The sequence below is a fragment of the Acinetobacter genomosp. 33YU genome (assembly GCF_001990725.1).
Taxonomy (GTDB): Bacteria; Pseudomonadota; Gammaproteobacteria; order Pseudomonadales; family Moraxellaceae; genus Acinetobacter; species Acinetobacter seifertii.
The window spans coordinates 242,754-267,936 of record NZ_LFZQ01000001.1; the positions used below are offsets into that span (position 1 = coordinate 242,754).

Annotated in this window: 26 protein-coding genes and 1 pseudogene; 13 read left to right on the forward strand and 14 right to left on the reverse strand. The window is 38.5% G+C overall.

Features of this window, described 5'->3' with window-relative positions; translation table 11 throughout:
- Nucleotides 1-3: 3 nt before the first annotated feature.
- The 5 genes and pseudogenes from adeI to AC056_RS01195 form a co-directional block, all read right to left on the reverse strand.
- Nucleotides 4-1,254, reverse strand: coding sequence for a multidrug efflux RND transporter periplasmic adaptor subunit AdeI (gene adeI / locus AC056_RS01175; RefSeq protein WP_004705865.1), 1,251 nt, complete (start codon nt 1,252-1,254; stop codon nt 4-6).
- 24 nt (nt 1,255-1,278) lie between these two features.
- On the reverse strand, nt 1,279-1,905 hold the full coding sequence (locus tag AC056_RS01180) for a phosphatase PAP2 family protein (RefSeq protein WP_004705866.1): 627 nt from the start codon (nt 1,903-1,905) through the stop codon (nt 1,279-1,281).
- Nucleotides 1,906-2,088: 183 nt separating this feature from the next.
- Nucleotides 2,089-4,149, reverse strand: coding sequence for a site-specific recombinase (locus tag AC056_RS01185; protein WP_077162485.1), 2,061 nt, complete (start codon nt 4,147-4,149; stop codon nt 2,089-2,091).
- A gap of 14 nt (nt 4,150-4,163) precedes the next feature.
- Nucleotides 4,164-5,141 (reverse strand): All-trans-nonaprenyl-diphosphate synthase, encoded by a 978-nt coding sequence (sdsA, locus tag AC056_RS01190; RefSeq protein ID WP_077162486.1) that lies wholly within the window; start codon nt 5,139-5,141, stop codon nt 4,164-4,166.
- Between the two features lie 46 nt (nt 5,142-5,187).
- Nucleotides 5,188-5,487: pseudogene (locus AC056_RS01195) on the reverse strand (hypothetical protein).
- Nucleotides 5,488-5,583: 96 nt separating this feature from the next.
- Here AC056_RS01195 and rplU point away from each other — a divergent pair.
- The 7 genes from rplU to AC056_RS01230 all read left to right on the forward strand — a co-directional run bounded on the left by rplU (nt 5,584) and on the right by AC056_RS01230 (nt 11,409).
- Nucleotides 5,584-5,895 carry a 50S ribosomal protein L21 gene (rplU, locus tag AC056_RS01200; RefSeq protein ID WP_004705870.1) on the forward strand — a complete coding sequence of 104 codons (312 nt, stop codon included), beginning with the start codon at nt 5,584-5,586 and terminating at the stop codon, nt 5,893-5,895.
- A gap of 18 nt (nt 5,896-5,913) precedes the next feature.
- A complete protein-coding gene (gene rpmA, locus AC056_RS01205; protein WP_004705871.1) occupies nt 5,914-6,171 on the forward strand; it encodes a 50S ribosomal protein L27 in 258 nt (85 codons plus the stop codon).
- A gap of 242 nt (nt 6,172-6,413) precedes the next feature.
- On the forward strand, nt 6,414-7,109 hold the full coding sequence (gene lolA / locus AC056_RS01210; RefSeq protein WP_039250044.1) for an outer membrane lipoprotein chaperone LolA: 696 nt from the start codon (nt 6,414-6,416) through the stop codon (nt 7,107-7,109).
- Between the two features lie 132 nt (nt 7,110-7,241).
- Nucleotides 7,242-8,030 carry an RsiV family protein gene (locus tag AC056_RS01215; protein WP_077162487.1) on the forward strand — a complete coding sequence of 263 codons (789 nt, stop codon included), beginning with the start codon at nt 7,242-7,244 and terminating at the stop codon, nt 8,028-8,030.
- Nucleotides 8,031-8,148: 118 nt separating this feature from the next.
- Entirely contained in the window at nt 8,149-9,420 is a 1,272-nt protein-coding gene (serS, locus tag AC056_RS01220) for a serine--tRNA ligase (protein WP_004705874.1), read from the forward strand.
- Nucleotides 9,421-9,487: 67 nt separating this feature from the next.
- Complete coding sequence (gene cysG / locus AC056_RS01225; RefSeq protein ID WP_077162488.1) at nt 9,488-10,861, forward strand: siroheme synthase CysG; 1,374 nt, start codon at nt 9,488-9,490, stop codon at nt 10,859-10,861.
- A 74-nt stretch (nt 10,862-10,935) separates the two neighbouring features.
- On the forward strand, nt 10,936-11,409 hold the full coding sequence (locus AC056_RS01230) for a tRNA (cytidine(34)-2'-O)-methyltransferase (protein WP_002051239.1): 474 nt from the start codon (nt 10,936-10,938) through the stop codon (nt 11,407-11,409).
- Between the two features lie 58 nt (nt 11,410-11,467).
- On the opposite strand, the gene AC056_RS01235 is transcribed toward AC056_RS01230, so the two are convergent.
- Nucleotides 11,468-11,848, reverse strand: a complete 381-nt coding sequence (locus tag AC056_RS01235) for a winged helix-turn-helix transcriptional regulator (RefSeq protein WP_077162489.1) — start codon at nt 11,846-11,848, stop codon at nt 11,468-11,470.
- A gap of 115 nt (nt 11,849-11,963) precedes the next feature.
- Between AC056_RS01235 and AC056_RS01240 the strand changes: the two genes are divergently transcribed.
- The gene (locus tag AC056_RS01240) at nt 11,964-12,524 is read left to right on the forward strand and encodes a flavodoxin family protein (RefSeq protein ID WP_004705878.1); all 561 of its coding nucleotides are present in this window, start codon (nt 11,964-11,966) and stop codon (nt 12,522-12,524) included.
- Between the two features lie 38 nt (nt 12,525-12,562).
- On the opposite strand, the gene AC056_RS01245 is transcribed toward AC056_RS01240, so the two are convergent.
- From AC056_RS01245 to rpoD, 6 genes are all read right to left on the reverse strand, one after another.
- Nucleotides 12,563-13,948 carry an APC family permease gene (locus AC056_RS01245; RefSeq protein ID WP_019457184.1) on the reverse strand — a complete coding sequence of 462 codons (1,386 nt, stop codon included), beginning with the start codon at nt 13,946-13,948 and terminating at the stop codon, nt 12,563-12,565.
- A gap of 264 nt (nt 13,949-14,212) precedes the next feature.
- Nucleotides 14,213-15,397, reverse strand: a complete 1,185-nt coding sequence (locus AC056_RS01250; RefSeq protein ID WP_004705881.1) for an iron-containing alcohol dehydrogenase — start codon at nt 15,395-15,397, stop codon at nt 14,213-14,215.
- Between the two features lies 1 nt (nt 15,398).
- Complete coding sequence (locus AC056_RS01255) at nt 15,399-15,932, reverse strand: hypothetical protein (RefSeq protein WP_004705882.1); 534 nt, start codon at nt 15,930-15,932, stop codon at nt 15,399-15,401.
- 80 nt (nt 15,933-16,012) lie between these two features.
- Nucleotides 16,013-16,666 (reverse strand): lipoyl(octanoyl) transferase LipB, encoded by a 654-nt coding sequence (gene lipB / locus AC056_RS01260; protein ID WP_004705883.1) that lies wholly within the window; start codon nt 16,664-16,666, stop codon nt 16,013-16,015.
- A 181-nt stretch (nt 16,667-16,847) separates the two neighbouring features.
- Complete coding sequence (locus AC056_RS01265; RefSeq protein WP_002051390.1) at nt 16,848-17,135, reverse strand: YbeD family protein; 288 nt, start codon at nt 17,133-17,135, stop codon at nt 16,848-16,850.
- Between the two features lie 97 nt (nt 17,136-17,232).
- Nucleotides 17,233-19,119 (reverse strand): RNA polymerase sigma factor RpoD, encoded by a 1,887-nt coding sequence (gene rpoD, locus AC056_RS01270; protein WP_004705884.1) that lies wholly within the window; start codon nt 19,117-19,119, stop codon nt 17,233-17,235.
- Nucleotides 19,120-19,477: 358 nt separating this feature from the next.
- On the opposite strand from rpoD, the gene AC056_RS01275 reads away from it, so the two are divergent.
- Entirely contained in the window at nt 19,478-19,684 is a 207-nt protein-coding gene (locus AC056_RS01275) for a PA3496 family putative envelope integrity protein (protein WP_000099358.1), read from the forward strand.
- Between the two features lie 72 nt (nt 19,685-19,756).
- Nucleotides 19,757-20,281, forward strand: coding sequence for a YecA family protein (locus tag AC056_RS01280; protein WP_019457182.1), 525 nt, complete (start codon nt 19,757-19,759; stop codon nt 20,279-20,281).
- A 301-nt stretch (nt 20,282-20,582) separates the two neighbouring features.
- On the opposite strand, the gene AC056_RS01285 is transcribed toward AC056_RS01280, so the two are convergent.
- Complete coding sequence (locus AC056_RS01285) at nt 20,583-21,515, reverse strand: rhodanese-related sulfurtransferase (RefSeq protein ID WP_004705888.1); 933 nt, start codon at nt 21,513-21,515, stop codon at nt 20,583-20,585.
- Between the two features lie 111 nt (nt 21,516-21,626).
- Here AC056_RS01285 and AC056_RS01290 point away from each other — a divergent pair, with 111 nt between their 5' ends.
- Entirely contained in the window at nt 21,627-22,112 is a 486-nt protein-coding gene (locus AC056_RS01290; protein ID WP_004705889.1) for a DUF1289 domain-containing protein, read from the forward strand.
- Nucleotides 22,113-22,183: 71 nt separating this feature from the next.
- Here AC056_RS01290 and gltA read toward each other — a convergent pair whose 3' ends face one another.
- Entirely contained in the window at nt 22,184-23,458 is a 1,275-nt protein-coding gene (gene gltA / locus AC056_RS01295; RefSeq protein ID WP_077162490.1) for a citrate synthase, read from the reverse strand.
- A 950-nt stretch (nt 23,459-24,408) separates the two neighbouring features.
- On the opposite strand from gltA, the gene sdhC reads away from it, so the two are divergent.
- Complete coding sequence (gene sdhC / locus AC056_RS01300) at nt 24,409-24,810, forward strand: succinate dehydrogenase, cytochrome b556 subunit (protein ID WP_001984863.1); 402 nt, start codon at nt 24,409-24,411, stop codon at nt 24,808-24,810.
- On the forward strand, nt 24,810-25,175 hold the full coding sequence (sdhD, locus tag AC056_RS01305; RefSeq protein ID WP_003655454.1) for a succinate dehydrogenase, hydrophobic membrane anchor protein: 366 nt from the start codon (nt 24,810-24,812) through the stop codon (nt 25,173-25,175). Before sdhC ends, sdhD begins: the two co-directional genes overlap by 1 nt.
- Nucleotides 25,176-25,183 lie beyond the last annotated feature (8 nt).

Here is a 25,183-nt window from a genome sequence, read left to right on the forward strand (position 1 = left end):
CCCTTATGCATTTGAAGCTGCTTTCTGTTCTGCTTGAGGTTTACCTGATTGAGCCGGTTTAGCAGCATTTGGTGCTGCACCTTGAGGATTTGCTGGTTGAGCTTGATAAGGTTTTGCCGATACTTCTTGCCCTTCTTTAACTTTGGCAACACCATCAACAATGACTTTATCACCGGCTTTTAAGCCGTTTGTCACAATCCAGTTCTGTCCTTGAACACCTGAGGTTTCAACAGGACGACTCTCAACAGCCCCTTTAGCATTAACAAGCATTGCTACAGCTTGACCTGTAGGTAGACGTGTAATGGCTGCTTGTGGGATCAGATAAGCATTTGGAACAACACCCTGAACAATTTGTGCAGTGGTATACATACCCGGAAGCAATAAATGATTCGGGTTAGAGAATACGGCACGTAATGTAATTGTTCCTGTATCTTGGTTTACAGAAGCATCAGAGAAAGCAAGCTGGCCTTCGATCGGGTAGGTAGAACCATCTTCAAGCTTTAATTTTACTTTCGTGTTGTTACTATTATTCAGACTGCCTTTACTCAATTGTTGACGTAAACGCAATAATTCAGCACTAGATTGATTAATATCAACATAGATTGGATCTAACTGTTGAATTGTCACTAATGGATCAGTCTGATTTGCAGTAACCAAAGCACCAGCTGTTACTGTCGAACGTCCAGATTGCCCAGAAATAGGAGAGCGAATTGTAGAATAACCAAGATCTACATTTGCATTTGTTACTTGAGCCTTAGCTGCAGCAACTTGTGCTTCTGCAACATTAACTTGACCAAGTAAATCATCGTATTCCTGTTTAGACACAGCATTACTAGAAACAAGTTGTTTGTAACGATTTAACTTGGTACGTAGTGAAGCTAGATTTGCCTGTTGTTGTAGGAGAGATGCTTTTGCATTTTCTAACGTTGCGCGGTTCGTTCTAGAGTCAAGCTCATAAAGTGCCTGACCTTCACGAACGTAGCTTCCTTCAGCAAATAAACGTTTTAAAATCACGCCACTTGTTTGAGGGCGAACTTCAGAAATTTGATATGCTGAAGTACGGCCTGAAAGCTCAACGCTTTGTTCAACACTTTGTGGTTGAGCAACAATAACACCTACTTCTGCAGGCGGCATTTTCTGAGCAGCAGCAGCTTGCTGTTTCTCATCGGAGCCTTTGCTACAACCAACAAGTGCGATACTTGTTGCTAATGCGCAAGCAGTAAGGGCTGGTGCCCAAAGCTTAGCCGACATCATTGTTCCACCTCGTTTAGATAAAATCTAAAAATATATTTGTTTTCTACTTAACCTACTTTGTGTTTGTAATAACCAGAGCCAAAGCAGTGCAATCCAAATAAAACCAATGCCCCAACCAGCGAGTACATCTGTTGGGAAATGAACTCCTGCATATATTCTTGAAAGCCCCATACACACAAACCAAAGACAGGAGATCAAAACAATATAAGGAGAGTTAGTGTTGTGCTTATGGCATAACATAATCATTGCCAGACAAGCCAGTGTTGATGCATAAACACTGTGTGCACTTGGGAACGATGCACCGTAACTTTCAACAATATGATATGCCGCAGGAGGTCTAGGCCGGTTAACACACCATTTGAGCAGCCAACCAATGGTGATACTGCCGATAACTCCCAAGCTAATGAAAATAACAGTAATAAATTTTTTATACCATGCTAAATATACACATACTAGAAAGGATAAAAAACATACAAAAGGCATGCCGCCTACGCGTGCAAGAAAGGTAGTTATACTATTAAGATAATCTAAACGATGATGACTCAATGTTTGAACGGTGAGCAAGTCCAAAGATTGAAGACTTGGTACAAAAAGACCAAGAACACCTAATCCTAAAAAAACACAACCAATACAAAGCAATAGATAGGGCATAAACACACCTTTGCTCATTCATATAGTTTTTTCACTATTGAACGCCGTTGGAAGTGTACTTGCCAGTACACTTTTTTTCAAGCCTGATAGATCATCGTAAATTCATTTTGAAATTTTTTTAACATTTGGAAAAACAATCACAACAAAATTGACGAAATTCACATTTTATGTACAAAGCAAAACTCAGTGTTCTGCTTTTTTACCGCTACTGGCTTGTGTATTTTCTTCGAGTTCTAGTGGCTGTTTGGGTGGCCAAAAGAAATCGCTTGGACGTGTAAGAAAATGGGTCATGACTAGTTTGGCTAAAGGTTTCCATTGTTCAAAGCGAACTCGGCGTGCGCGTAGGGCTACAATAATCGTTAAGGTGAAACTTACGAATAAGTTGGTGAGGCCGATACATAGCACACCTAAAAACGAAACTATAATCAAACCAATATCAGGGCTACCATTAATGGTCATTAAACCTTGTATGAAGTTCGCCGAAGCAAAGGCAATATGTCGAATATCAAGAGGTAGACCAAGGATGAAACCTATGGTTCCCATACTTCCTAGCATCACACCAAATAGAAAGTTACCCGCAAGAGCACCTAAGTTAAGTTCAATATATTCAGCAAAACGATTAAGACGTTCTTGTCCAAATAAGTTCCTTAAACGGCGGTGTGCTTTTAAACGCGGCCCTACTTTTCTATAAACAGCCATATTATCGAAATAGCCTGCGATAAGCCCTGACAAGAACAAACACACACCTGCGATTGCTGCATGTGGAACTGCTAACGACGTAAAAGGATTTAAGCTATGTAATAAATAGGTTGCTTTGGTGTGGGTTAATAAAGGCTCATCTAGGTAAAACTGCCAAGCAAAAGTAATCAGGGCAGCAGTGGGAATCGCAATTGAGATGTTACCCAAAATAGCAATAAACTGAGTTCGAATAATATTAATAATAAGCGCTGCTAATTCTGCAATTTGTGCAGTTTTAGAACCTTTACGTTGCTGTACAGTTGCAGCGAGTGCAGCAGCAGTCATCGCAGGTTGTTTTGTTGCAACGGTAAAGTGCAGTACGTGAATCAGAATAAAGCCAAGTGAATAATTCATACTGAACGTAAAAGCTTGCATGAGCGGTGCCATGGTCATTCGTGCAGCAAGAATCTTTAATGTTGCCATGCAGGCAATAATGACACCTGCACCAGCAGCAGCTTTGTACATTCCCCAAAAGCCTTTAGTGTCTGTACTTACATAATGTTCACCGGTGCGGCTCGCATTCTCTGTAACCTGAAATGCGATGAGTTCACTGGTGGTGCTTAATAAAGAGCGAACACTTTTTTCACTATAATGGGCTTTAGTTAAGTCCGAAATTAGGTTTCCTAAAGAAACGTAGCGTCCTTCACTGTCGTCTACAACTAGATAAAGTAATAATTCAATTCGATCTAAACACTGCTCAAGTAAAGACAACAAATAAGTCAAACTTAAACTAACACCGATTCTTTTGGTGGCCCGACGTATTTTTAAAACAACATCTCGACATTGTTCTAACATTACAAAGGCTTGCGAAGCATCTGGAGGTACTGTTACGACAGTGTCATGTTGAGAAATATCTTGTTTTTTATATTTTTCGATAAACTCAATGATTTCACGGTTTTGTACCAAAAAAGGTGATTCGTATTCAGTTAGTTCTGGTTGAGCATTAATAAACTCGGGATAAAGACCAATACCGCTAATCCGATAAGACAAGACGGTAATAGCCTTAATCATTTCACGTTGAATAGCGTGTTTTTCATCGACGTTACTATTACTTTGTCCAATAAGTCCGAATAACGTTGCCCAATTTTTATCATCAATATGATTCAACCAGATTGAATCACTTTCTAAATAGAAAATTTTCCCAATCAAAATTTTGAGTTGACTTGAATCTTCAATAAGTGGCAGGAAATGGCCACCGAGTCTTTGCCCAAGCTGATTCCAGAAACCATCTAAAGACAGAATGCCGCTATCTGCATATAAGCTCACTTGCTTATATTGATTAATTAAACGTAATAAAAAAGATTGTAAGAGAGCTGAAGCGGTAGGGGTAAGTAAAAGGCTGTCAATAAATGCTTGTATTTTTTGTTGTATCTCCTCCGTATCGTGAGGATCGGATGGCCGTAAAGCATTGACTAAATCAATAAGTATATTTTCATCAATAACAGCTTGAGGATTTTCAAGCTGTTTCTGGATTTTTAAAAAATGATCTGAAAAATTTATATGCATAGGCAAAATAGTATCTACTGTATTCGATGTAATGCAAGCCGAGTTAAATTCATCAATGCCTGACGATAAGGTGTATCAGGTAAGATGGATAAGGCTTGCAGTGCTGCTTCTGTTTCTTCTTGGGCACGACGCTGGCAATAATCTAAAGCACCAGACTTTTGTACAATTTCAATGACTTTTGATAATTGGTCAACCCCACCAGTCGCAATACTACGACGAATTATGGCGTGTTCTTCACCATTTGAATGTGCTAATGCTGAAATTAACGGTAAAGTCGGTTTACCTTCCATCAAATCATCACCAATATTTTTACCTAATGTTTCAGCATCCGACGTGTAGTCTAAAATATCGTCAATAATTTGGAAGGCATTTCCGAAGTGACCTGCAAATAATCTTAAAGGTTCACGATAGGCTTCTTGGCCCGCCAAAATAGCAGCACCTTCAGTTGCAAGTTCAAATAAACGAGAAGTTTTACCGTGAATAATTTTTAAATATGTTTCTTCAGTTGTATCTGGTTGATGCTGAGATTGAAGCTGTAGTACTTCACCTTCTGCAATTTCACATGTACCTGTTGAGAAGTCTTTTAATAAGGTCATGTTGTTTAAGTCGACCAATAGGTCAAAAGCGCGAGCAATAAGGAAATCACCCACTAACACGGCAGTTTGGTTGTTCCAAGTTGCATTGGCAGTAGGACGGCCACGGCGAAGCCCCGATTCATCGACCACATCATCATGCACTAAAGTTGCGGTATGGAGCATTTCAATAATGGCTGCCAGACGCTGTGCATTTGCCATGTTCTCTAAACCACAAGCACGTGCTGCAAGTAAACACATGATTGGGCGCATACGTTTGCCACCAGCTTCAACAACATGTTTACTGACCGACATGACCAAGCCGACTTTTGAGCTAATTCCTTCATTAATCAAGTGATCCATCGCAGCAAAGTCTGTAGCAACAGGAGCGAGAATGTCTTGCTTAAAATCGATGACCATATGAAGAAAAACCCCGTATAGGTAATAATTGGCGTTAGTGTATCAATTAAAAGTGCATTAAACAGGGAAACAAGCAATTGATATTCATCATTGTATATTCATGAAGAGTTCTTTGTTCTTTATTTCGGCAAAACGATGTGTTTCCGACAAAACAATAAATTTTAATAACGTCAACATGAATACAGCTTGTTCTTGTTGCAAGTTGTGATTGGAACTTTATTTTAAATTCTATTCAGAATCAATGAAAAGTACCAAATTCGAATCGAAGCTGTTTTTATTGTGTAAGAATAACCCCTTCTAGTTGTATAGATAAAGATAAAGCACTTGTCGTTTGATCAAATTTCACTTAAAATCTGTCGCCTTGTATAACCCCAGTGGCGTTCGTTTTAAGATCGATATATCCCTTTATCGACACGACGACACGGGCTGATTGGAGTACATTATGTACGCAGTAATCCAAAGCGGTGGTAAACAGCACCGTGTAGTTGAGGGTGAAACCCTTAAAGTTGAATTATTGAAAGCTGAGTCTGGCGCAACTATTACATTTGATGATGTATTAATGGTTGTAAATGGTGACAGCATTCAAATCGGTGCTCCAGTTGTAGCTGGCGCTAAAGTAACTGCAGAAGTGATTGGTCATGGTCGTCACGACAAAATCCGCATTATCAAAATGCGTCGTCGTAAACACTACCGTAAGCAACAAGGTCACCGTCAATGGTTCACTGAGTTGAAAATTACTGGTATTTCAGGCTAATCACGAGGAGTAAGAGACATGGCAACTAAAAAAGCCGGTGGATCGACGAAGAACGGTCGTGATTCAAACCCAAAAATGTTAGGTGTTAAAGTTTACGGTGGTCAAACTGTAACTGCTGGTAACATCATCGTTCGTCAACGTGGTACTGAATTCCACGCTGGTGCAAATGTTGGTATGGGTCGTGACCATACTTTATTTGCTACTGCTGACGGTGTAGTAAAATTCGAAGTGAAAGGTCAATTTGGCCGTCGCTACGTAAAAGTTGAAGCTGTTTAAGTTTTAGCTTTAAAAAAAAGCCCACATTTTGTGGGCTTTTTTTATGGAACTTCATTAATTTTATCTTCATCATGATGAATGAAATTCTACAAACAATATGAATAACATAACAAAATATCTTATTTTCTCAATGATTAGCACTGAGTTTGTCGGTTAATATGGGTCATGAAATGAAGAGCTTATTCTGCTTGTTCTAATCAAAGCTTAATAGGTTATCTTACAGCAACTAAAAAGGTGATGACATGAATATGCTTCGTAAAACCATGTGTGCTATTACACTCAGCGCGTCAGTGCTTGCTCCTGTAATGAGTACTACAGCGTTCGCTGCACCAGTAGCAGCACCGGAGCAACAGGCAATTGGGAACTTGGTAAATCAGTTGTCAGGATTACAACGTTTAACTGCCGATTTTGAGCAAACAACGAAATCTAATACAAAAACTGTGGTACAGAAAAAAGGTTTAGGTGCTCAGCATATGAACCAGACGTTTAAGGGATCTATGAAAGTTGAACGTCCAGGGAAATTTTATTGGGAAACTGTGAGCCCGTCTAAACAGACTATTGTAACTAGTGGTAAAACAGTCTGGATTTATGATCCTGATTTACAACAAGCCGTACGTCAAAGCTTAGATTCTCAAGTAGCCGATACACCAGCTTTATTGCTCTCTGGTAATACTAATCAAATCATGAAGTCTTACCGAGTGACTCAGCCAGATAAATCTAAATTATATTTCACGTTGTTCCCTAAAAAAGAAGATGGCGCTTTTCAAAGTTTAACGATTAGTTTTGGTGCAAACAAAGCACCTACGTTAATGGTGCTACAAGATTCTTTAGGTCAAACCACTTACGTGAAATTTAATAATGTGAAAGTGAATGCTTCAATTCCAGCTTCTACTTTTAATTTTACGCCTCCTAAAGGCACCGATATTATTGATCAATAATTATTCTGACTCTTTAAGAAAGCCACCATTTCAGGTGGCTTTCTTTTTATATATCAACCCTAGATACATTTTTTAACCCCGTCTTATTCTTACGCTTTGTATAGTGATAAAAGAGAATATACGGGGATTAACATGCGACTTTACGACAAGAAAATTATTTTCATTCTTCCTATAGTAGCTGCCATGGTGGCAGTAAGTGGCTGTCAGCCAAAATCTGCAGCTAAAGATGAGCAACCCGCATCTAGTGCTTCAGTAAAAGAGCAAAAACAAGCAGAAGTTCCTGTTATTCAGGCAAAAGTAATTCCAGTAAAATTACCAAAGTCTAAAGTTTGCCTTGAAGATGGCTGTACTGAATATGATTTCCAGACAGTACAAACGAATGAAAAATGGATTAATGATTATTTTACGAACCGTATAAAAAAGGCAGACCCAAATGCATTTGCAAACTTGGCTGATAAACCTGTTGAAGTACCAGAGGGAGAGCCTCGTTCAAGTCAAAGTGCAATTTATGTTCGTTATTTAGGACAAAATTATAATCTTGCAACCTTTGCCTTACAGACATACTCTTACTCTGCAGGTGCAGCACATGGCATGTCACATCAAGAATTCGTAAATTTCGATTTATTAAATAAAAAGCACATTACTGTTGCTGAGCTTATTAAGCCAGATGTAGAAAAACAACTTGTTGATGCACTTTTTGATGCGAATACCAACTGGCTTCAAGACCATAATATTACCCGTGAAAAACTGCAGTTAAGTGATAATTACTACTATGGTGCCAATGGGATTGTTTTTGTTTATCCAGTTTATGAATTGGCTTCTTATGCAGAGGGTATGACTGAATTAACACTGCCGTATTTTGAGTCAGCTAAGTTCATTAAACTTGAGTATTTACCAAGTGTGCCAAACTACAACATGTAAAATACGTGGTCTCTTCTCGGAATTGTGTGAAAGCTATTCGATATGAAGATGATCACTATATTTTTTAGTGCTAAGGGCTTACACTATAGCCAGTTTTTTACCCATATTATGATTAATTATGATCGACCCTAAGTTACTCAGAAATAATATTGAAGTCGTTAATGCAGCTTTAGCAAAACGTGGTGTTCAGCTAGATGTCCAAGAATGGGCATCTTTAGAAACTCGCCGTAAAGACTTGCAATCAAAAACTGAAAAGTTACAGGCAGAGCGAAATGCCGGTGCTAAACAAGTGGGTCAGATTAAAAAATCCGGTGGCGATGCTTCTGAAATCATGGCACGTATGCAGGCCATTGGTGATGAGATTAAAGCTGCTGAAGTTGCTTTATCAGAACTACAAAATGAGATTGAGCAAAAAGCACTAAGCATTCCTAACTTACCAGATGAATCTGTTCCAGTTGGTAAGGATGAAAGTGATAACGTTGAAATCTCAAAATGGGGTACACCTCGTCAGTTCGATTTTGAAATCAAAGATCATACTGATTTAGGCGAGTGGATGGGCGGCCTAGAGTTTGAAACTGCGACCAAACTTACCGGTTCACGTTTCAGCGTGTTGAAGGGGCCTTTAGCGCGTCTACAACGTGCTTTAACTCAGTTCATGCTTGATACCCATACTTTAAAGAATGGCTATACTGAAGCTTACGTACCTTATTTGGTTAATGCTGACTCACTTCGTGGGACAGGACAATTACCAAAATTTGAAGAAGATTTATTTAAACTTCAAGGCGAAAAAGAATACTATCTTATTCCTACAGCTGAAGTTCCTGTCACAAACTTTGTTCGTGACGAAATCATTGATGCAGACCGTTTACCATTAAAATATGCAGCGCATACACCATGTTTCCGTAGTGAAGCTGGTTCTTATGGTCGTGATACACGTGGTTTAATCCGTCAACACCAATTTGATAAAGTTGAAATGGTGCAAATCGTTAAACCTGAAACATCTATGCAGGCACTTGAAGAACTCACTGCACATGCTGAGGGCATTTTGCAGGCACTTGGTTTGCCATACCGCAAAATTTTGCTCTGTGGTGGTGATATGGGCTTTGGTGCGATGAAAACTTACGACTTAGAAGTATGGGTTCCAAGCCAAAATACATATCGTGAGATTTCAAGCTGCTCTAATATGGGTGATTTCCAAGCACGTCGTATGAAAGCGCGCTTCCGTATGGATCAGAAGAAGACTGAATTAGTGCATACGCTAAACGGCTCAGGTCTTGCAGTAGGACGTACTTTGCTTGCAGTTATGGAAAATTACCAACGTGAAGACGGCTCAATCGAGATTCCAGAAGTATTACGCCCATATATGGGTGGTGTAACGTTTATTGACTAAACTTTGCATCTAAATTGTGCACGTTTTTTGCTTAAACATAATCAGATGATTGATGTAGAGGTTTAAGGTGGATATTTTTCCAATCTCTTTGAAGTTGCAGCAGCAACATTGTCTGATTGTGGGCGGAGGGCATATTGCTTTACGCAAGGCAACTTTATTAGCTAAGGCGGGGGCAATAATTGATATTGTTGCTCCTGAAATTGAAGAACAGCTTCTGCAATTAGTGGCAACAACAAATGGTCAGCATTTTGTTGACGTTTTCTCTGAGAAGTTTTTAAGTACACCATATCGACTCGTCATTGCCGCGACCAATGATCCGCAAGTCAATAAAACAGTCTTCGAGCAATGTGAAGTACGTAATTTACTCGTAAACAGTGTTGATGATATTCCACATTGCCGTTTTATGGTTCCTGCGATTATTGACCGTTCACCTTTAGTGATTTCGGTTGCTTCAAATGGGACATCTCCTGTTTTATCTCGTCAAATCCGCACACAGTTAGAGACATCCATTCCGCATGGAATGGGGAAGTTAGCTGAGTTTTCAGGAAAATGGCGAAATAAGGTTAAAGAAAAAATTTCTAATCCCGATGAACGCCGTATTTTTTGGGAAAACTTGTATGCAAGTCCCTTAAAAGAGCAGGTTTTTAACGATAATCTAGATGTTGCCAACAGTATGCTTGAACAAGCATTAGAGGCATGGAAAGCACCTAAAGGTGAAGTTTATTTAGTGGGTGCAGGTCCTGGTGATCCCGAACTGCTTACCTTAAAAGCTTTACGTTTAATGCAGCAAGCTGATGTGGTCATTTATGATCGTTTAGTATCTCAACCCATTTTAGAGTTATGCCGTCGAGACGCGACAAAAATATATGTCGGAAAAGCTCGCTCAAATCACTCGGTTCCCCAAGATGGGATCAATGCTTTACTCGTTGAATATGCTCAACAAGGAAAGCGTGTTTGTCGTTTAAAAGGCGGTGATCCGTTTATTTTTGGGCGTGGTGGTGAAGAGATCCAAGAATTATTCCAAGCTGGTGTGCCATTTCAGGTGGTTCCGGGTATTACGGCAGCGTCAGGCTGTTCAGCTTATGCGGGTATTCCACTCACTCATCGTGATTATGCGCAGAGTGTACGTTTTCTAACTGGCCATTTAAAAGAAGGCTCTCCTGAGCTTCCTTGGAATGAGCTGGTATATGAGAACCAGACTTTAGTTCTCTATATGGGCTTAGTAGGCTTGGAACGTATTTGTGAGCAATTAATCGCTCACGGACAGCGCCCAGATATGCCAGTTGCATTAATTTCAAAGGGTACAACCCCTGAACAAAAGGTTGTGGTGGGGTCACTTGCTGATATCGCATCTAAAGTGACAGAACATCAAATTCATGCGCCGACTCTCACGATTATTGGTGAGGTCGTACGTCTGCGTGAACAGTTACAGTGGAACTAGTGGGCTAATAATTATCTTCGATCAAGTTAATGATTGCCTGAGCTAACCAACAAGTAATTTAAGTGAGTAATTAAGTGATTCATGTTGTTCTATACGAGCCTGAGATTCCTGCAAACACAGGAAATATTATTCGACTATGTGCGAATACAGGGGCTCAATTGCATTTGGTTAAGCCTTTAGGTTTTGAGCTTGATGATAAAAAGCTTAAACGTGCAGGGCTTGATTATCATGAATGGGCAAGAATGCAGATTTGGGACAATATTGAAGCATGCCTCGCAGACTTAAAGTCAAAAGGTGTTGAGCATGTCTTTCCTCTAACGACGAAGGGTTCTGCAACTCCGCATACAGTTGATTTGAATCGACCTGTGGCTTTACTGATGGGGCCAGAAACACGCGGCTTGCCTGAGCATGTTCGTTTGATGTTCCCTCAAGAGCAGTGGATTCGCTTACCAATGGCTGAAAACTCTAGAAGTTTGAATTTGTCTAACGCAACGGCTGTAATTGTTTACGAAGCATGGCGTCAGCAAGGTTTTAAAAATTTAGGTTAGTTTTTCAAATGCTAAAAAATAAGGCCCTAGGTGGCCTTATTTTTTGGTCTAATTTTATTTAAGCTTGTTCTAGTACTTTTTCATCATAGATGATTTGTGCTGCTAAAACTTGCTCAATGTTTGTTTCAGCCCATTCCTTTAATTGGAATGCCATTGAAGCGACATTTTGGCCTAATGGTGTAAGTGAATAGTCAACACGAATAGGTGAAGTGTCTTGAATCTTGCGTTCGATAAAGCCATCTCTTTCTAGCATTTTTAACTTTTGTGACAAGACTTTAGGTGAAATACCTTGAATATTCTTTTTGAGTAAATTGAAGTGGTGCGTTTCTTCCTCAAGAATATTTAAGATGAGTAAAACCCACTTATCTGCAATTTTTTCAAAAAATAAACGAGCAGGGCAATGTTGTTGAAAAATATTGTATTTTAGACATTCATTCATACCATTTACCTACTTATTTCTAAAAAAATATACTAGTTACCAAGTGGTAACTAATTGACACCTAGTTTCTAAAATATATCATAAAATGGAATTTAATAAAACACAGGTTTCTCCCATGTCTAATTCTAATATTGCGGTTGTATATTTCTCTGGTTATGGCCACACGAAAGTAGTTGCTGAAACTTTTGCTAATGAAATTAATGCTCAACTTATCCAGATTGATCAGGAAGGTAATATTACTGAGCAAGATTGGGAAACATTAAACAATGCAAAAGGTATTGTTTTCGGTGCTCCAACTTACATGGGTACAGCACCATGGCAATTTAAAAAATTTGCTGACGCAACTTCAAAAATTTGGTTTACACGTGGTTGGGAAGATAAAGTATTTGCAGGCTTTACCAATAGTGCAAGTCTAAATGGTGATAAGCAAGTTACGCTTATCCAATTACAAACTTTAGCATCACAACACGGCGGTATTTGGGTGAGTCTTGGATTGCCGCCATCAAATACAAAAAGTGCAACACGTGAAGATGTAAATAACCTAGGCGGTTCAGTAGGCTTACTTGTTCAGTCGCCATCTGATGCAAGTGTAGACGAGATTCCAACAGGGGACTTGGAAACAGCAAAACTTTATGCAAAACGCGTACAAGGTATTGTAAATAAAATATTTGGATAATAAGTCCATAAAAAAAGGCGCTTTAAGCGCCTTTTTTATTATTCATGCTCGTTGTGTTGAGGAGCATTGTATTTAAAGCCTTTGGTCTTGTAAGCAAGATAACCTACACCAACCACTGCCCAAGCCAAGCCAATTTGTAAAGCAAGCTTGTCAATTTCTAACCACATTAGGAACACACTGGCAAAGCCAAGCGTCGGTACAATAATGTAATTAATAATATCTTTAACAGATTTGTTTTTACCATCTCTAAGCGCATAGCGCGAAATTACAGAGAAGTTCACAAAACTAAAAGCAGTTAAGGCCCCGAAACTAATTAAGTTAACAATATGTTCAAGGTCTAAAAAGCCAGCAGACAACGCAACTACACCAACAATAAGAATGTTGTAAGTTGGGGTATGTAGTCTTGGGCTAATATGACCAAACAACTTTTTATTGATAACGCCATCACGTCCCATAACATACATTAAGCGAGATACACCAGCATGTGCTGAAATACCCGATGCCATTACTGCAACCACGGCAAAGTATAAAACTAATGTTTTAAATGCAATGCTACCAATTGCTGCAACCATCACAGGTTGTGATTCATCTAAAGGCTTGAAGTAAGTATTAGGGTTGCTCGGGAAATACAGCTGGATAAAGTAAGTGCTTATGATAAAAATGACACCAGCAAGAAGTGCTGTTGAAAAAATCGCTTTTGGAAGCGTTTTTTCTGCATCTTTTGTTTCTTCAGCAAGTGAAGATAACGCATCAAAACCTGTAAAAGAAAAGCACAGTACTGTTGCACCACCAATCAAAGCACTAATAGAGGTCATATCATTCCAAAAAGGAGTGAGTGACCATAATTCAGCTTTATCCGGATTTAGAGTACCGTCCGCATATACACCTTGGGTCAGCAAGGTATACACTTGATAAACAAAGTAAAAAATAACACCGAGTTGAATAACTACAATTGTGCTGTTAAAGCGAGCAACAAAACGTGCGCCGAATAAGTTAATAACAGTCATTAATGCAGTTAAGCCAATAACCCATAACCAATTATTTACTTCCGGAAACAATGCTCTTAAATAAATATCGGCCAAAATGATATTGACGAGTGGTGAAAGTAAATAATCTAGCCAAGATGACCAACCCACCATAAAACCAACATTAGGGTGAATTGACTTTTGGGCATAGGTATATGCTGATCCTGAAGAAGGATAGCGTTTGATCATGTGTCCATAACTGATCGACGTCAATAAAATCGCAACTAACGCAAAAATATAAGAAGTAGGTACATGACCACCACTTCGTTCTGATACTAAACCAAAAGTATCAAATAAAGTTAATGGTTGAATATAAGCTAAACCAATAATAATGATGTGCCATAGCACAAGATTCTTTTGGAGCTTAGCTGTTGGTTTAGTCCCAGATAAGTTTGTCAACGGCGTTATCCTCATAATCGTTGATCAAGGATCAGCTTGGTGTTAAGGATCGTTTGAGACGAACGATCCCCCCTACATAAAAGATAAAGTGCGCCAATCTATCCTAAATTGATGCAAATTGTCAGTACTTTCGTGGAATTTTTAGCAAATTTTTTGCCATATTTCCAAAGAAAATGATGAATAAAAATTCATAGATATAAAAAAGGTCTGATTTATCATAAAAATCAGACCTTTAAGTTTTACTTTAAATATCTAAAACTTAAGTTACCAAGCTTTTTGTAAGATCTCGCGTATGTCTTTTAAGCTTGCTTCCTTAGGATTATAAATAATAGAGCCATCATTTAGTGCTTTTTCAGCAACTTCATCAAGTTGAGCTTCAGTAACCTTACCAGTTTCGCGCAAGGTACGAGGTAACTTAGTTAGGCTAAACAAGCGATCACGCATTGCTAGAATAGTCGTAATTGCTCTATCTGCACGTTGGGTTGCTGGAGTTTGGGCATAAATATCTGCACCAGCTAGAGGTAATAGTAACTCACCAATTTTCTGACCATTTACTTGTTTGTTGTATTCAAGCACATAAGGTAAGAATAGGTTCATACATAAACCGTGGGGCAGGTGAGCGACCGCACCTAATGCATGTCCTAAAGAGTGTACAAGACCTACCATCGAGTTAGAAAATGCGATACCTGCCATTGTGGAAGCTTGTGCAAGCTCTAAACGACCTTGTGAGTCATTTGGATTTTCTAAAACGTTAAATAGATTTTCACTAATCTTTTTGATACCTGCACTTGCATAAGCATCGCTGAGTGGATTGGCTGCCATACAGGTATATGCTTCCACACAGTGTGTTAATGCATCCATACCAGTCATTGCCGTCAAGTGAGGTGGTAATGTTAATGTCATGCGTGGATCTAAGATTGCAGCATGTGGCATTAAATAGTATGAAGCAAAGGCTAATTTAACATTCTTTTGTGTGTCGGAAACCACCGCAACCATAGTCACTTCTGAACCAGTACCTGAAGTGGTCGGAATCACAAAAAATGGCTTTAATGGTTTTGGTAGGTTATGAGCGCCAGAATATTGAAGAAGGTCATTTCCACCTTCTGAGACTAAAATATTGGTTGCTTTGGAGGTGTCAATAACAGAGCCACCACCAACAGCAATAATCGCATCACATTTATTTGTGCGATAAGCTTCAGCAGCAAGACGAACTACTTCAAGACTTGAGTCTGGTGGGACATCATCAAAAACATGACCAATCACCGCATCAGTCGTGCTAAATGCAGCTTCAATAGGGTTGAGTAAGCCATTTGCACGGACCCCTTTATCTGTAATGATAAGTGGACGCTTTGCACCTAAAGTTGCAAGTTCAAACGGAATATGTTCTAAAGCAGCATTACCGGCAATGACTTTTACAGGACAAAAGAATTCGTAATATGGTTTAGCCATGTTATGCGCTCCGCTTGAAGTAAGACTTAGCTACTTTTAAGTAAATATTTGCAGCTTCGTTGAATTTTTCTTTTAGGGTGAGTTCGGTTGGATATTCTTTAACTGCAAGTGACGCTACCAATTTTGGTAAAATGAGAGATTCCATTTTATTCAGGCAGCGCACTAAACGAATTGCTGCTGATACATCGCCATCAGCAATCATGCGGTCATTTGCAAATGCTTGAGCGGTACTTTCCTGAAAAGAGAACACCAAAAATGCATGTGTCACATGCTTAAAAGTGATGGTTAAATCAGGTTTTTTTTCCGCTCTTTTCAGCAGTTCTAATTGTTTATCTTCTGTCACTCGTGCAAAAAATGCTGGTCCATTTGGGAAAACATTCATTGAAAGTACAAAGTGAACAGGAAATTTAGACACTTCCTCTTGTATTTCACTATCTACCTGACTTGCCATGACTAAGCCTCGACCAACAACGTCCATCATGAGCTTAACGTAGGCAAGTTGCAGAGTGGGCTTTACAGCTTTTGTCGAAATCACTTGCTATCCCTTCTTAAAATTATGCAAAAGCAAATTTAGAGTAATTACTCTAATATATTTTTATTCCATCTCAAAATCATTTATTCAATTTTGACTTCAGGGTCATTAAAGTGACCAGATGTCTTAATATACTCAATAAAGTCCTGACAAAGTTGTTCAAATGATGGATATGGAGTCACCAAATCTTGTATGCGAACCATTTCTAAACCTGCATAACCACATGGGTTAATGGTTTGAAAACCAGTTAATGCACAGTCTAGGTTTAAGGCTAGACCATGATAACTACGACCACGACGAATTTTGAAACCTAAGGAACCTATTTTTCTGTCATTTACATATACACCTGGAGCATCAGGTTTTGCATATGCTTCAATATTATATTTCTTTAAAACATCTATCATAAATTGTTCAGCAAAACTGACTAATGTACGCACATTCCACTTCAGACGATTAAGATCAAACATGAAGTAAGCAACGAGTTGACCAGGTCCATGCCATGTCACTTGCCCACCACGGTCAGTTTGAACCACAGGAATGTTAGATGGAATTAGAATATGCTCGGGTTTTCCTGCCTGACCTTGAGTTAGAACTTCGTGATGCTGGAGTAACCACAGCTCGTCGGGTGTATTTTCATCACGTTGATTAGTCAGGTTTTTCATCAATTCGAATTTGCTTTGATAATCTTGTAAATCGTTCCACTGACGAATAATCAAAGTGGGTTTATCAAGGCTCATTAAACATTTTCCTGTGCGATGTACTTAACAGAAGAGCAACTTCACTTTTAGGTTATGAAAATATGCTCTTGATGAGTTTAAAGTATTTTGCTTAAACGATTCTAAATATTTGTAATTATTTATAATAAGCTTGATAGAAATAAAAATGCCATGACACGAAATTTGTCATGGCATCTTAAAATTAAAGTGCAGTTCTGATCTGCGGGCAAGCAGCCAAGTCTGCATACAAAGCATGAACTTGTTCCAATTCATCAAAACGTAATTGTGCGGTTAATGAATGGTATTTGCCTGTACGAGATTCTTGTACTTTTAACGTTGATTGGTCAAAGTCAGGAAAATGTTTCACTAGAATATCAACTACAGCTATACGTAATTCTTCACCCGCATCGCCAATCAGTTTAATTGGATAGTCCATTGGAAATACCCAAAGGTCTTCACGGAGTTCGCGAGATGGAGTGCGGTCTAACATAAGTAACCTCATCATGTGAAACGCCTGCATCATCGCAGGCGTTTGTAGCTCTTTCTATTAAATGGGGACTAGTGCCGAAATTTCAAGATTTCAGAACTTAGTCATTCTCTAAGAAAGAACGCAAGTGTTCAGAACGAGAAGGGTGACGTAATTTACGTAATGCTTTCGCCTCGATCTGACGAATACGTTCACGCGTTACATCAAACTGTTTACCAACTTCTTCTAAAGTATGGTCAGTTGGCATATCGATACCAAAACGCATTTTCAATACTTTAGCTTCACGTTCAGTTAAGTTTTCTAGAACTTCACGAGTTGCTTCTTTTAAGCCTTCTGAAGTCGCAGCATCAATTGGAGAAGTGATGTTCTGGTCTTCAATAAAGTCCCCAAGATGCGAATCTTCATCATCACCAATTGGAGTTTCCATTGAAATAGGTTCTTTAGCAATTTTAAGAACCTTACGAACTTTAACTTCATCCATTTCCAAACGTTCACCTAACTCTTCTGGAGTAGGTTCACGGCCCATTTCCTGCAATAACTGACGAGAAACACGGTTAATCTTGTTAATCGTTTCAATCATATGTACAGGAATACGAATTGTACGTGCTTGGTCTGCGATAGAACGGGTAATTGCCTGACGAATCCACCAAGTTGCATAAGTCGAGAATTTATAACCGCGACGGTATTCAAACTTGTCTACAGCTTTCATCAAGCCAATGTTCCCTTCTTGAATCAAGTCAAGGAACTGTAAACCACGGTTGGTGTATTTCTTCGCAATCGAAATTACCAAACGAAGGTTAGCTTCTACCATTTCTTTTTTAGCACGACGAGCTTTGGCTTCACCAATCGCCATACGTTTAGAAATATCTTTAATTTCAGCAACGCTTAAATTAAGTTCTTTCTCAATATCTGCAATCTTTTGCTGGAATGCTAGAACATCCGGACGAACTTTTTCTAAATGCGCCTTAATTTCAGCAGGAGCTTTAGCAATTTGTTCATCTAACCAAGCTGGATTAGATTCTTGTTTTGGGAAAGATGTACGGAATTGAGTACGATCCATACGACCACGACGTACTGCATAACGCATAATTTCACGTTCATTAGCACGGATTTGTTCGTGAGTTCCACGAATCATTTCTGAAATGATGTCAAATAAACGTGGAGTAAATTTAAACATCATGAATACAGTTGCCAAAGACTCAAGTGCTTCATTTGCTTCACGGCTATTACGGCCATGTTTTTCAATAATAGCTTTTGTTTGAGTCCATGCTGCTTCTAATTCAGTAAAACGAACTTTTGCAACTTCTGGGTCAGGACCTGAATCACCTTCAGAGTCATCATCACCTTCAGATTCTTCTTCCTCATCGTCATCATCAAGCTTAACTTCTTTTGTTGATTTTGAAGATGATTCGTCTTCTTCCTCAAGTTCCTCAACGTCTTCCAAAACTTCAGGAATATCTTCATCAGTTTCAGGATCGAGGTAACCAGATAAAATATCTGCAAGACGACGTTCGCCAGTTAAAAAATCATTATATTCTTTTAATACAACTTCAACCGCATTTGGCCAGTAAGCAATTGAATTCAGGACATCACGAATCCCTTCTTCAATACGTTTGGCGATGCTGATTTCACCTTCACGGGTTAATAGTTCTACTGTACCCATTTCACGCATGTACATACGTACAGGGTCTGTCGTACGTCCAGGCTCATTTTCAACCGATGCAAGTACGGCAGCAGCTTCTTCTTCAGCAACTTCATCTGCTGTGTCAGTTGACTCACCGAACATAGTATCGTCAGATTCAGGTGCACGCTCGTGTACAGGAATACCAACGTCTTGAAGCATCTGAATAATGTCTTCAATCTGTTCGCTTTCAGTAATCGAGTCCGGCAGATGATCGTTAACCTCAGCGTAAGTTAAGTAACCTTGTTCTTTGCCTCGGCTAATCAGAGCCGCTACTTGAGAAGTAGGGGAATGCATATCGCTCATCTTTGCTTACTCTTTGTTGAATCTGTGGCAGTGAAAAACCGTGCATGATAGCACAATTTGCTTGAAATGTTTTGGCTTTGATCGATGACCGTTAAATAAAAAATATCTTTGAATTCACGACTATTTTTTGAATATTGGGCTAAAATCATTTTTTTCAAGTTTAAATCATGGAAAAATTTGTATAAATCTTCGCTTATCGAAAGATTATGGTGTTTTATAAATACACAATTTTTTGGGTGAAAAACAGTACAAATGAGCAATTAAATGAAAAAAATATAAATAAAACTTGACAAGGAAAAGTAAGAAAGATAAATAGCGGCTAGACCCATTCACATTTTTTCATTATGAGGTAGTTTTAGTGTCTTCTACAGATTTTGAACTAGATGATAACTACGGCGATGATGATGATGTCGGTTTTGATGAGTCATCAGGCAAAATCAGTGCAAAAGAATCGTTGGAAAAACGTAGATTAATTGATGATCTATTGGCACAGCGTCGTTTAGAGCGTGAGTTAAAAGATTTCGATTATGATTTAGACGATGATGATCTTGATGATGAAGACTGATCAAAACTAAATAGGGCATCGTCGGCTTAAGTGCTATGCTATCGTCAATTTCTTTTAAAGTCAGGTAACACAATGAGTGCATTAGATTTAGACCAGTTAAGTGAATATCTAGATGGAGACCACAATGAGTATGGTCTAGACTTTGCTGCAACTCATGGTTTTTTGTGTGCAATTGCAGTAGGTCCTCAATTTGACCGTTGGTTAGATGAATTATTTGATAGTAACCATAAAAAGGTTCCTGCAGAGATCATTCAGCAAATCAAACTTTGGTTAGAGTCGATTCGTCAAGATTTAGCAAATGAAAATGGAATTGAATTTCCATTTGAAGTTGAGGAAGCGGATGTTGAGTCAAGTCTAGGCGATTGGAGTGTTGGGTTTGTTGATGCAATGTTCTTAAACGAAGAAGCATGGTTTGCTCCTGAGTATGAAGAACAATTGGTTGATTTAACTTTACCGATCATGGTTTTTAGCGGAATTGATGAAGAAGATCCGCAGATGGAATCTTTCCGTCGCAATGGACAGTTAATGGATGAACTGGCAGAAGAAATTCCAGATAATTTGAATGAATTATATTTGATGTATCACACTCCAAATTAATTTATTAGAAGAAATAATAAATAACGTCCTTTCTAGGGCGTTTTTTATGTTTAGGCCTTTTTAATTCTTTAGGAATGAATTCGTCTATCTAAGAGTTTTGGTCTTTAGTTTGTAGTCTTAATTAAGATGTTGAATAATATGATTTTATCATTTTATAGAGAGTAACATTGAAGCTTTTAGAAGAATCTTTGAGTGAATGATTTTTTAGAAAGGGTGGTAATAAAAATATTTTTATTATTTAGTATTTTTATATAATTTATAGAAAAGGCATTTAGAAAACCAAATGCCTTTTAATTAAAGATTATAAGCGTTTGCGTTTAGCTGCGGCAATTTGTGATTGGCGCATACGGAAACCAGCTTTTTGTTTTTCAGTTGTTTTGTCGATGCAATACACGCATGAAACACCATGTTCATAACTTGGAAGCGCAGACTCTTCCGGAGTTAAAGGCCAGCCACAAGCATGACATTTAATGTTTGCACCTTCTTCAACACCATGAGTTACAGCAGTACGTCCATCAAATACGAAACATTCACCTTCCCAAAGGCTCTCATCTGCTGGAGTTTCTTCTAAGTATTTAAGAATACCGCCTTTTAAGTGATAAACCTCTGTAAATCCTTCTTGAAGAAGTAAAGATGTTGATTTCTCACAACGAATACCGCCAGTACAGAACATCGCAATTTTTTTGTCTTTGTGTTGTTCTAACTCTTTTTTAACATACTCTGGAAACTCACGGAATGTTTCTGTTTTAGGGTCGATCGCACCTTTAAAAGTACCAGCCTTATATTCATAATCATTACGTGTATCGATTAGAATAACATCATCACGTGCAATTAAATCATTCCATTCTTTAGGATCAAGATAGTGACCAACTAAATCGCGAGGTTTTACTTCTACGCCTAAAGTTACAATTTCTTTTTTAAGTTTAATTTTCATTTTACGGAAAGGTTTATCGGAGCTATGGGACTCTTTATATTCCATCGCTTTAAAACCTTCGTTTAACAAAAATTGATGAATTTTATCAATTGCCTCACGGTCCCCAGCCACGGTACCATTAATTCCTTCGCCTGCTACAATTAGAGTTCCACAAAGGTTGATTGTTTTCACTAAGTCTAAAAGACGTTGTTGAAGATCGGCAGGATCTTGAACTTCTTTAAATTGATATAGTGCTGCAACAACCCAACCCGCGGTCGCTTGCTGTTCTACAGGTGCAAGCTGTTCTACAGTAGCGTTCATGGAAAACTCCAAATGTATTAAGATAGAAATTTAAGGCGCATATTTTAGCGCGAAAATGAGTAATAAGCGAGAAAACCATAAAAAGTATATGGTTTATTTAAGGAGTTTGTTTTGAGTAATGATCATCGAACGCTCTCTCTCACCCCATGTGCAGGGCGTTGTTCAACAGTTTTTGGTGATCAGGTATGTCGTGGTTGTCGCCGTTTTAACCATGAAGTCATTCAATGGAATACTTATACAGCAGAGCAGCGCTTGGCTGTCTGGAAGCGCTTAGATGATCAATTGAACCAAATCTTGGTACCTATGCTGCCTCATGCAAATCTCCAGCATGTCGAGGGTTTTATTCTAAGTAAGCGTGTTCGTTTGATGGAAGGGGCGAGTAAAGGCCGTAAGCTTTATCATGCCTTAAAAATCTGTGAGAAAAATAAACATCTTGCCTCAGAAAGTGGTTTGGGTATTTTAGATTCTCAAGTTAAAACAATTTGGGATGAATTTGAAAGACGCGTCTTGGCTTTGGCTAAAGCAAGTTATGAATTGGCTTGGTTAAGAGCTGATGGTATTAGTCATCATTTGTTAAATATGTTTGAAGAAGAATAATTTTTTAAAAAACTTATTTATAAAAAAAGCTGCCTCTTGGCAGCTTTTTTACATTAATGTTCTTTCGAATATTAACGCTTGATGTCACGTTGAACTTCACCAGTGTAAAGCTGACGTGGACGACCAATTTTGTAAGGGCCGCTGTGCATTTCTAACCAGTGGCTGATCCAACCAACTGTACGTGCAAGAGCGAAGATTACAGTAAACATTTCTGTTGGAATACCAATCGCTTTAAGGATGATACCAGAGTAGAAGTCTACGTTAGGGTAAAGTTTACGCTCAACAAAGTACGGGTCGTTTAGTGCAATGCGCTCAAGTTCCATAGCAAGTGCTAATTGAGGATCATTGATACCTAAAGCTTCAAGTACTTCGTCACAAGTTTGTTTCATGACTTTAGCACGTGGGTCGAAGTTTTTGTAAACGCGGTGACCGAAGCCCATAAGTTTAACTTCTTTGCGCTTAACTTTTTCCATGAATTCTGCAACGTTTTCAACGCTACCGATTTCATCAAGCATCTTAAGAACTGCTTCGTTAGCACCACCGTGAGCAGGTCCCCAAAGAGCAGAGATACCAGCAGAGATACATGCATACGGGTTTGCACCAGTAGAACCAGCAAGACGAACTGTAGAAGTAGACGCGTTTTGTTCATGGTCAGCATGAAGCGTGAAAATACGATCCATTGCACGAGCAAGAACAGGATTAACTTTGTAATCACGGTCAGCAGGAGTAGCAAACATCATGTGTAAGAAGTTTTCCGCATAACCTAAATCGTTACGTGGATAGATGAATGGTTGACCTACTGTGTATTTATAACTCCAAGCAGCAAGTGTTGGAATTTTTGCAATTAAACGAATTGCAGTGATTTCACGGTGGTTAATGTCTTCGATGTCAAGATTGTTGTGATAGAACGCAGATAATGCACCAACAACACCAACCATGATTGCCATAGGGTGAGCATCACGACGGAAACCATTGAAGAAACGGCTAACTTGATCGTGAACCATAGTGTGAGCACGAACTTTCGTATCAAACTCAACTTTTTGTTCAGCAGTTGGGAGCTCGCCATTTAATAATAAATAACAAGTTTCAAGATAGTCTGCTTGAGTTGCTAGTTGGTCAATCGGGTAACCACGGTGTAATAAAATACCTTTGTCACCATCAATGAAAGTAATTTTAGATTCGCATGCGGCTGTCGCCATAAAACCAGGATCGAAAGTAAAATGACCTTCTTTCAGTATGCTGCTCACATCAATTACATCTGGACCTAAAGTGCCACTGTAGATTGGTAATCCAATTTCTTTGCCATCAAGATGTAATACGGCTTTTTTGCCATTTGCTTCAGACATTCAATAGATCTCCTGTCCTGGTGAATGATTATCTGACTCGAAATCCTAATTTTCTCATGTGCGAATCAGACGGTGTCAAAATTTGCTATAAGATTAGTGAGTACTGAAATTTTGTCAATTATACTTATGGATAAAAAATGACGTTCCCACAGAGAGTTAGTCATTAAGACCCGAGCAAAAAAGTCAGTAAAATCACTGCATCGGGATGGTATCATAAGTCAATTCAATAAGAACGTGCAGAAAAAAAATGAAGGGTGAGTACAATTGTAAGCAAATTTATAAATAAAAAATTAGACTCAGAACTGGTTATAAAATGCCAATTTGCTTAAAAAAATCATAAAACTCAGTCTGTAATTTTAAATTGTGATTCAAAAATAACCTAATTATCACCATTTGATAATTCCAAAAGTTGTACTTTTTTTAAGTTTAATTGTTTAAAAAATAGCTTGTTGATCATGTTGTAAAAATTAAAACTCATTTTTTGTAAAAATAGTGCTCATTGTTAAGAGTCAAGTGGCTCTTTATTGCTTTTAATATAAAAAGGGTGTTAATTATTTTTAAATAAAGTTATTAAAATTAGGGTGTAAGCGCAATTTTGGTTTATCCTTTTGATTAGACTTGATGAATTATTAACTTTATCTTTAGTCTAAAACGCACTTATTTTAAATAAAGCAGTAGAAAAGATTTTTTTTATAAAAGATGAGATTAAACAAGCACATGTTTTGTTTAATTTTAACTTTGGTATAGGGAGGATCGCTGTTTGGCTATGTGAATGATTCTTATTTAATGAGTTTTTGCGGAAAAGGCAAAGTGGATTGTTTGTATTTTGATATTTCGCGTTTTATAATTCAGTGTCGTTTATAGGTTAGGCATGAGCTGTGCTTGCCTAACAATGCCAGCTTTCCTTGGAATTAATTCAACAAACTCCGGTCGGAGTTTCTACCTACAGGATGCCCGCTGTGAAAAGCAACAGACCTGTCAATTTGTCCATGGGTCAGGTGTTAGCGGTAAATTTACGCTCACCCGTGGCTATTGCATCAATTTTACACCGTTTATCAGGTGTCATCGTTTTCTTATTAGTACCAGTTCTATTATGGATTTTAGATAAATCATTATCTTCGCCAGAAGGATTTGACTACGTTAAAAATGTCGTTTTCGGAAATATCCTTGTACGTTTTGTCGTGTGGGTATTTGTAGCCGGCTTAATTTTCCACTTTATTGCTGGGGTTAAGCATTTGCTTGCAGATCTAGGTTTTGCTGAAGAACTGCAAAGCGGTCGTATTGCAGCGACAATTTCATTGATCTTATCTGTGGTAGCCATTATCGCAGCCTTTGTATGGATTATGTTCTAATGAAAAGTGCTACAGGTTTAACAGGTTCAGGTTCTCGTGATTGGTTTATCCAGCGTGTAAGTGCTGTAGTATTGGCAGCTTATACTGTTGTTCTTTTGGGTTGGATTCTCTGCAAAGGCGGATTTGACTATCAACAATGGGCTGGCTTCATGATGACATTACCAATGAAGATTTTTTCTTTATTGGCAATTTTGTCGCTTATCGCACACGCATGGATTGGTATGTGGCAGGTTTTCACTGACTACGTCACTACTCGTCAAATGGGTCCTTCAGCGAAAGGTTTACGCCTTGTACTGACTACGGCTGTCATTATTGCAGTGTTTGTGTACGCAATCTGGGGTATCCAGATTTTCTGGGCGAATTGATAGGAAGA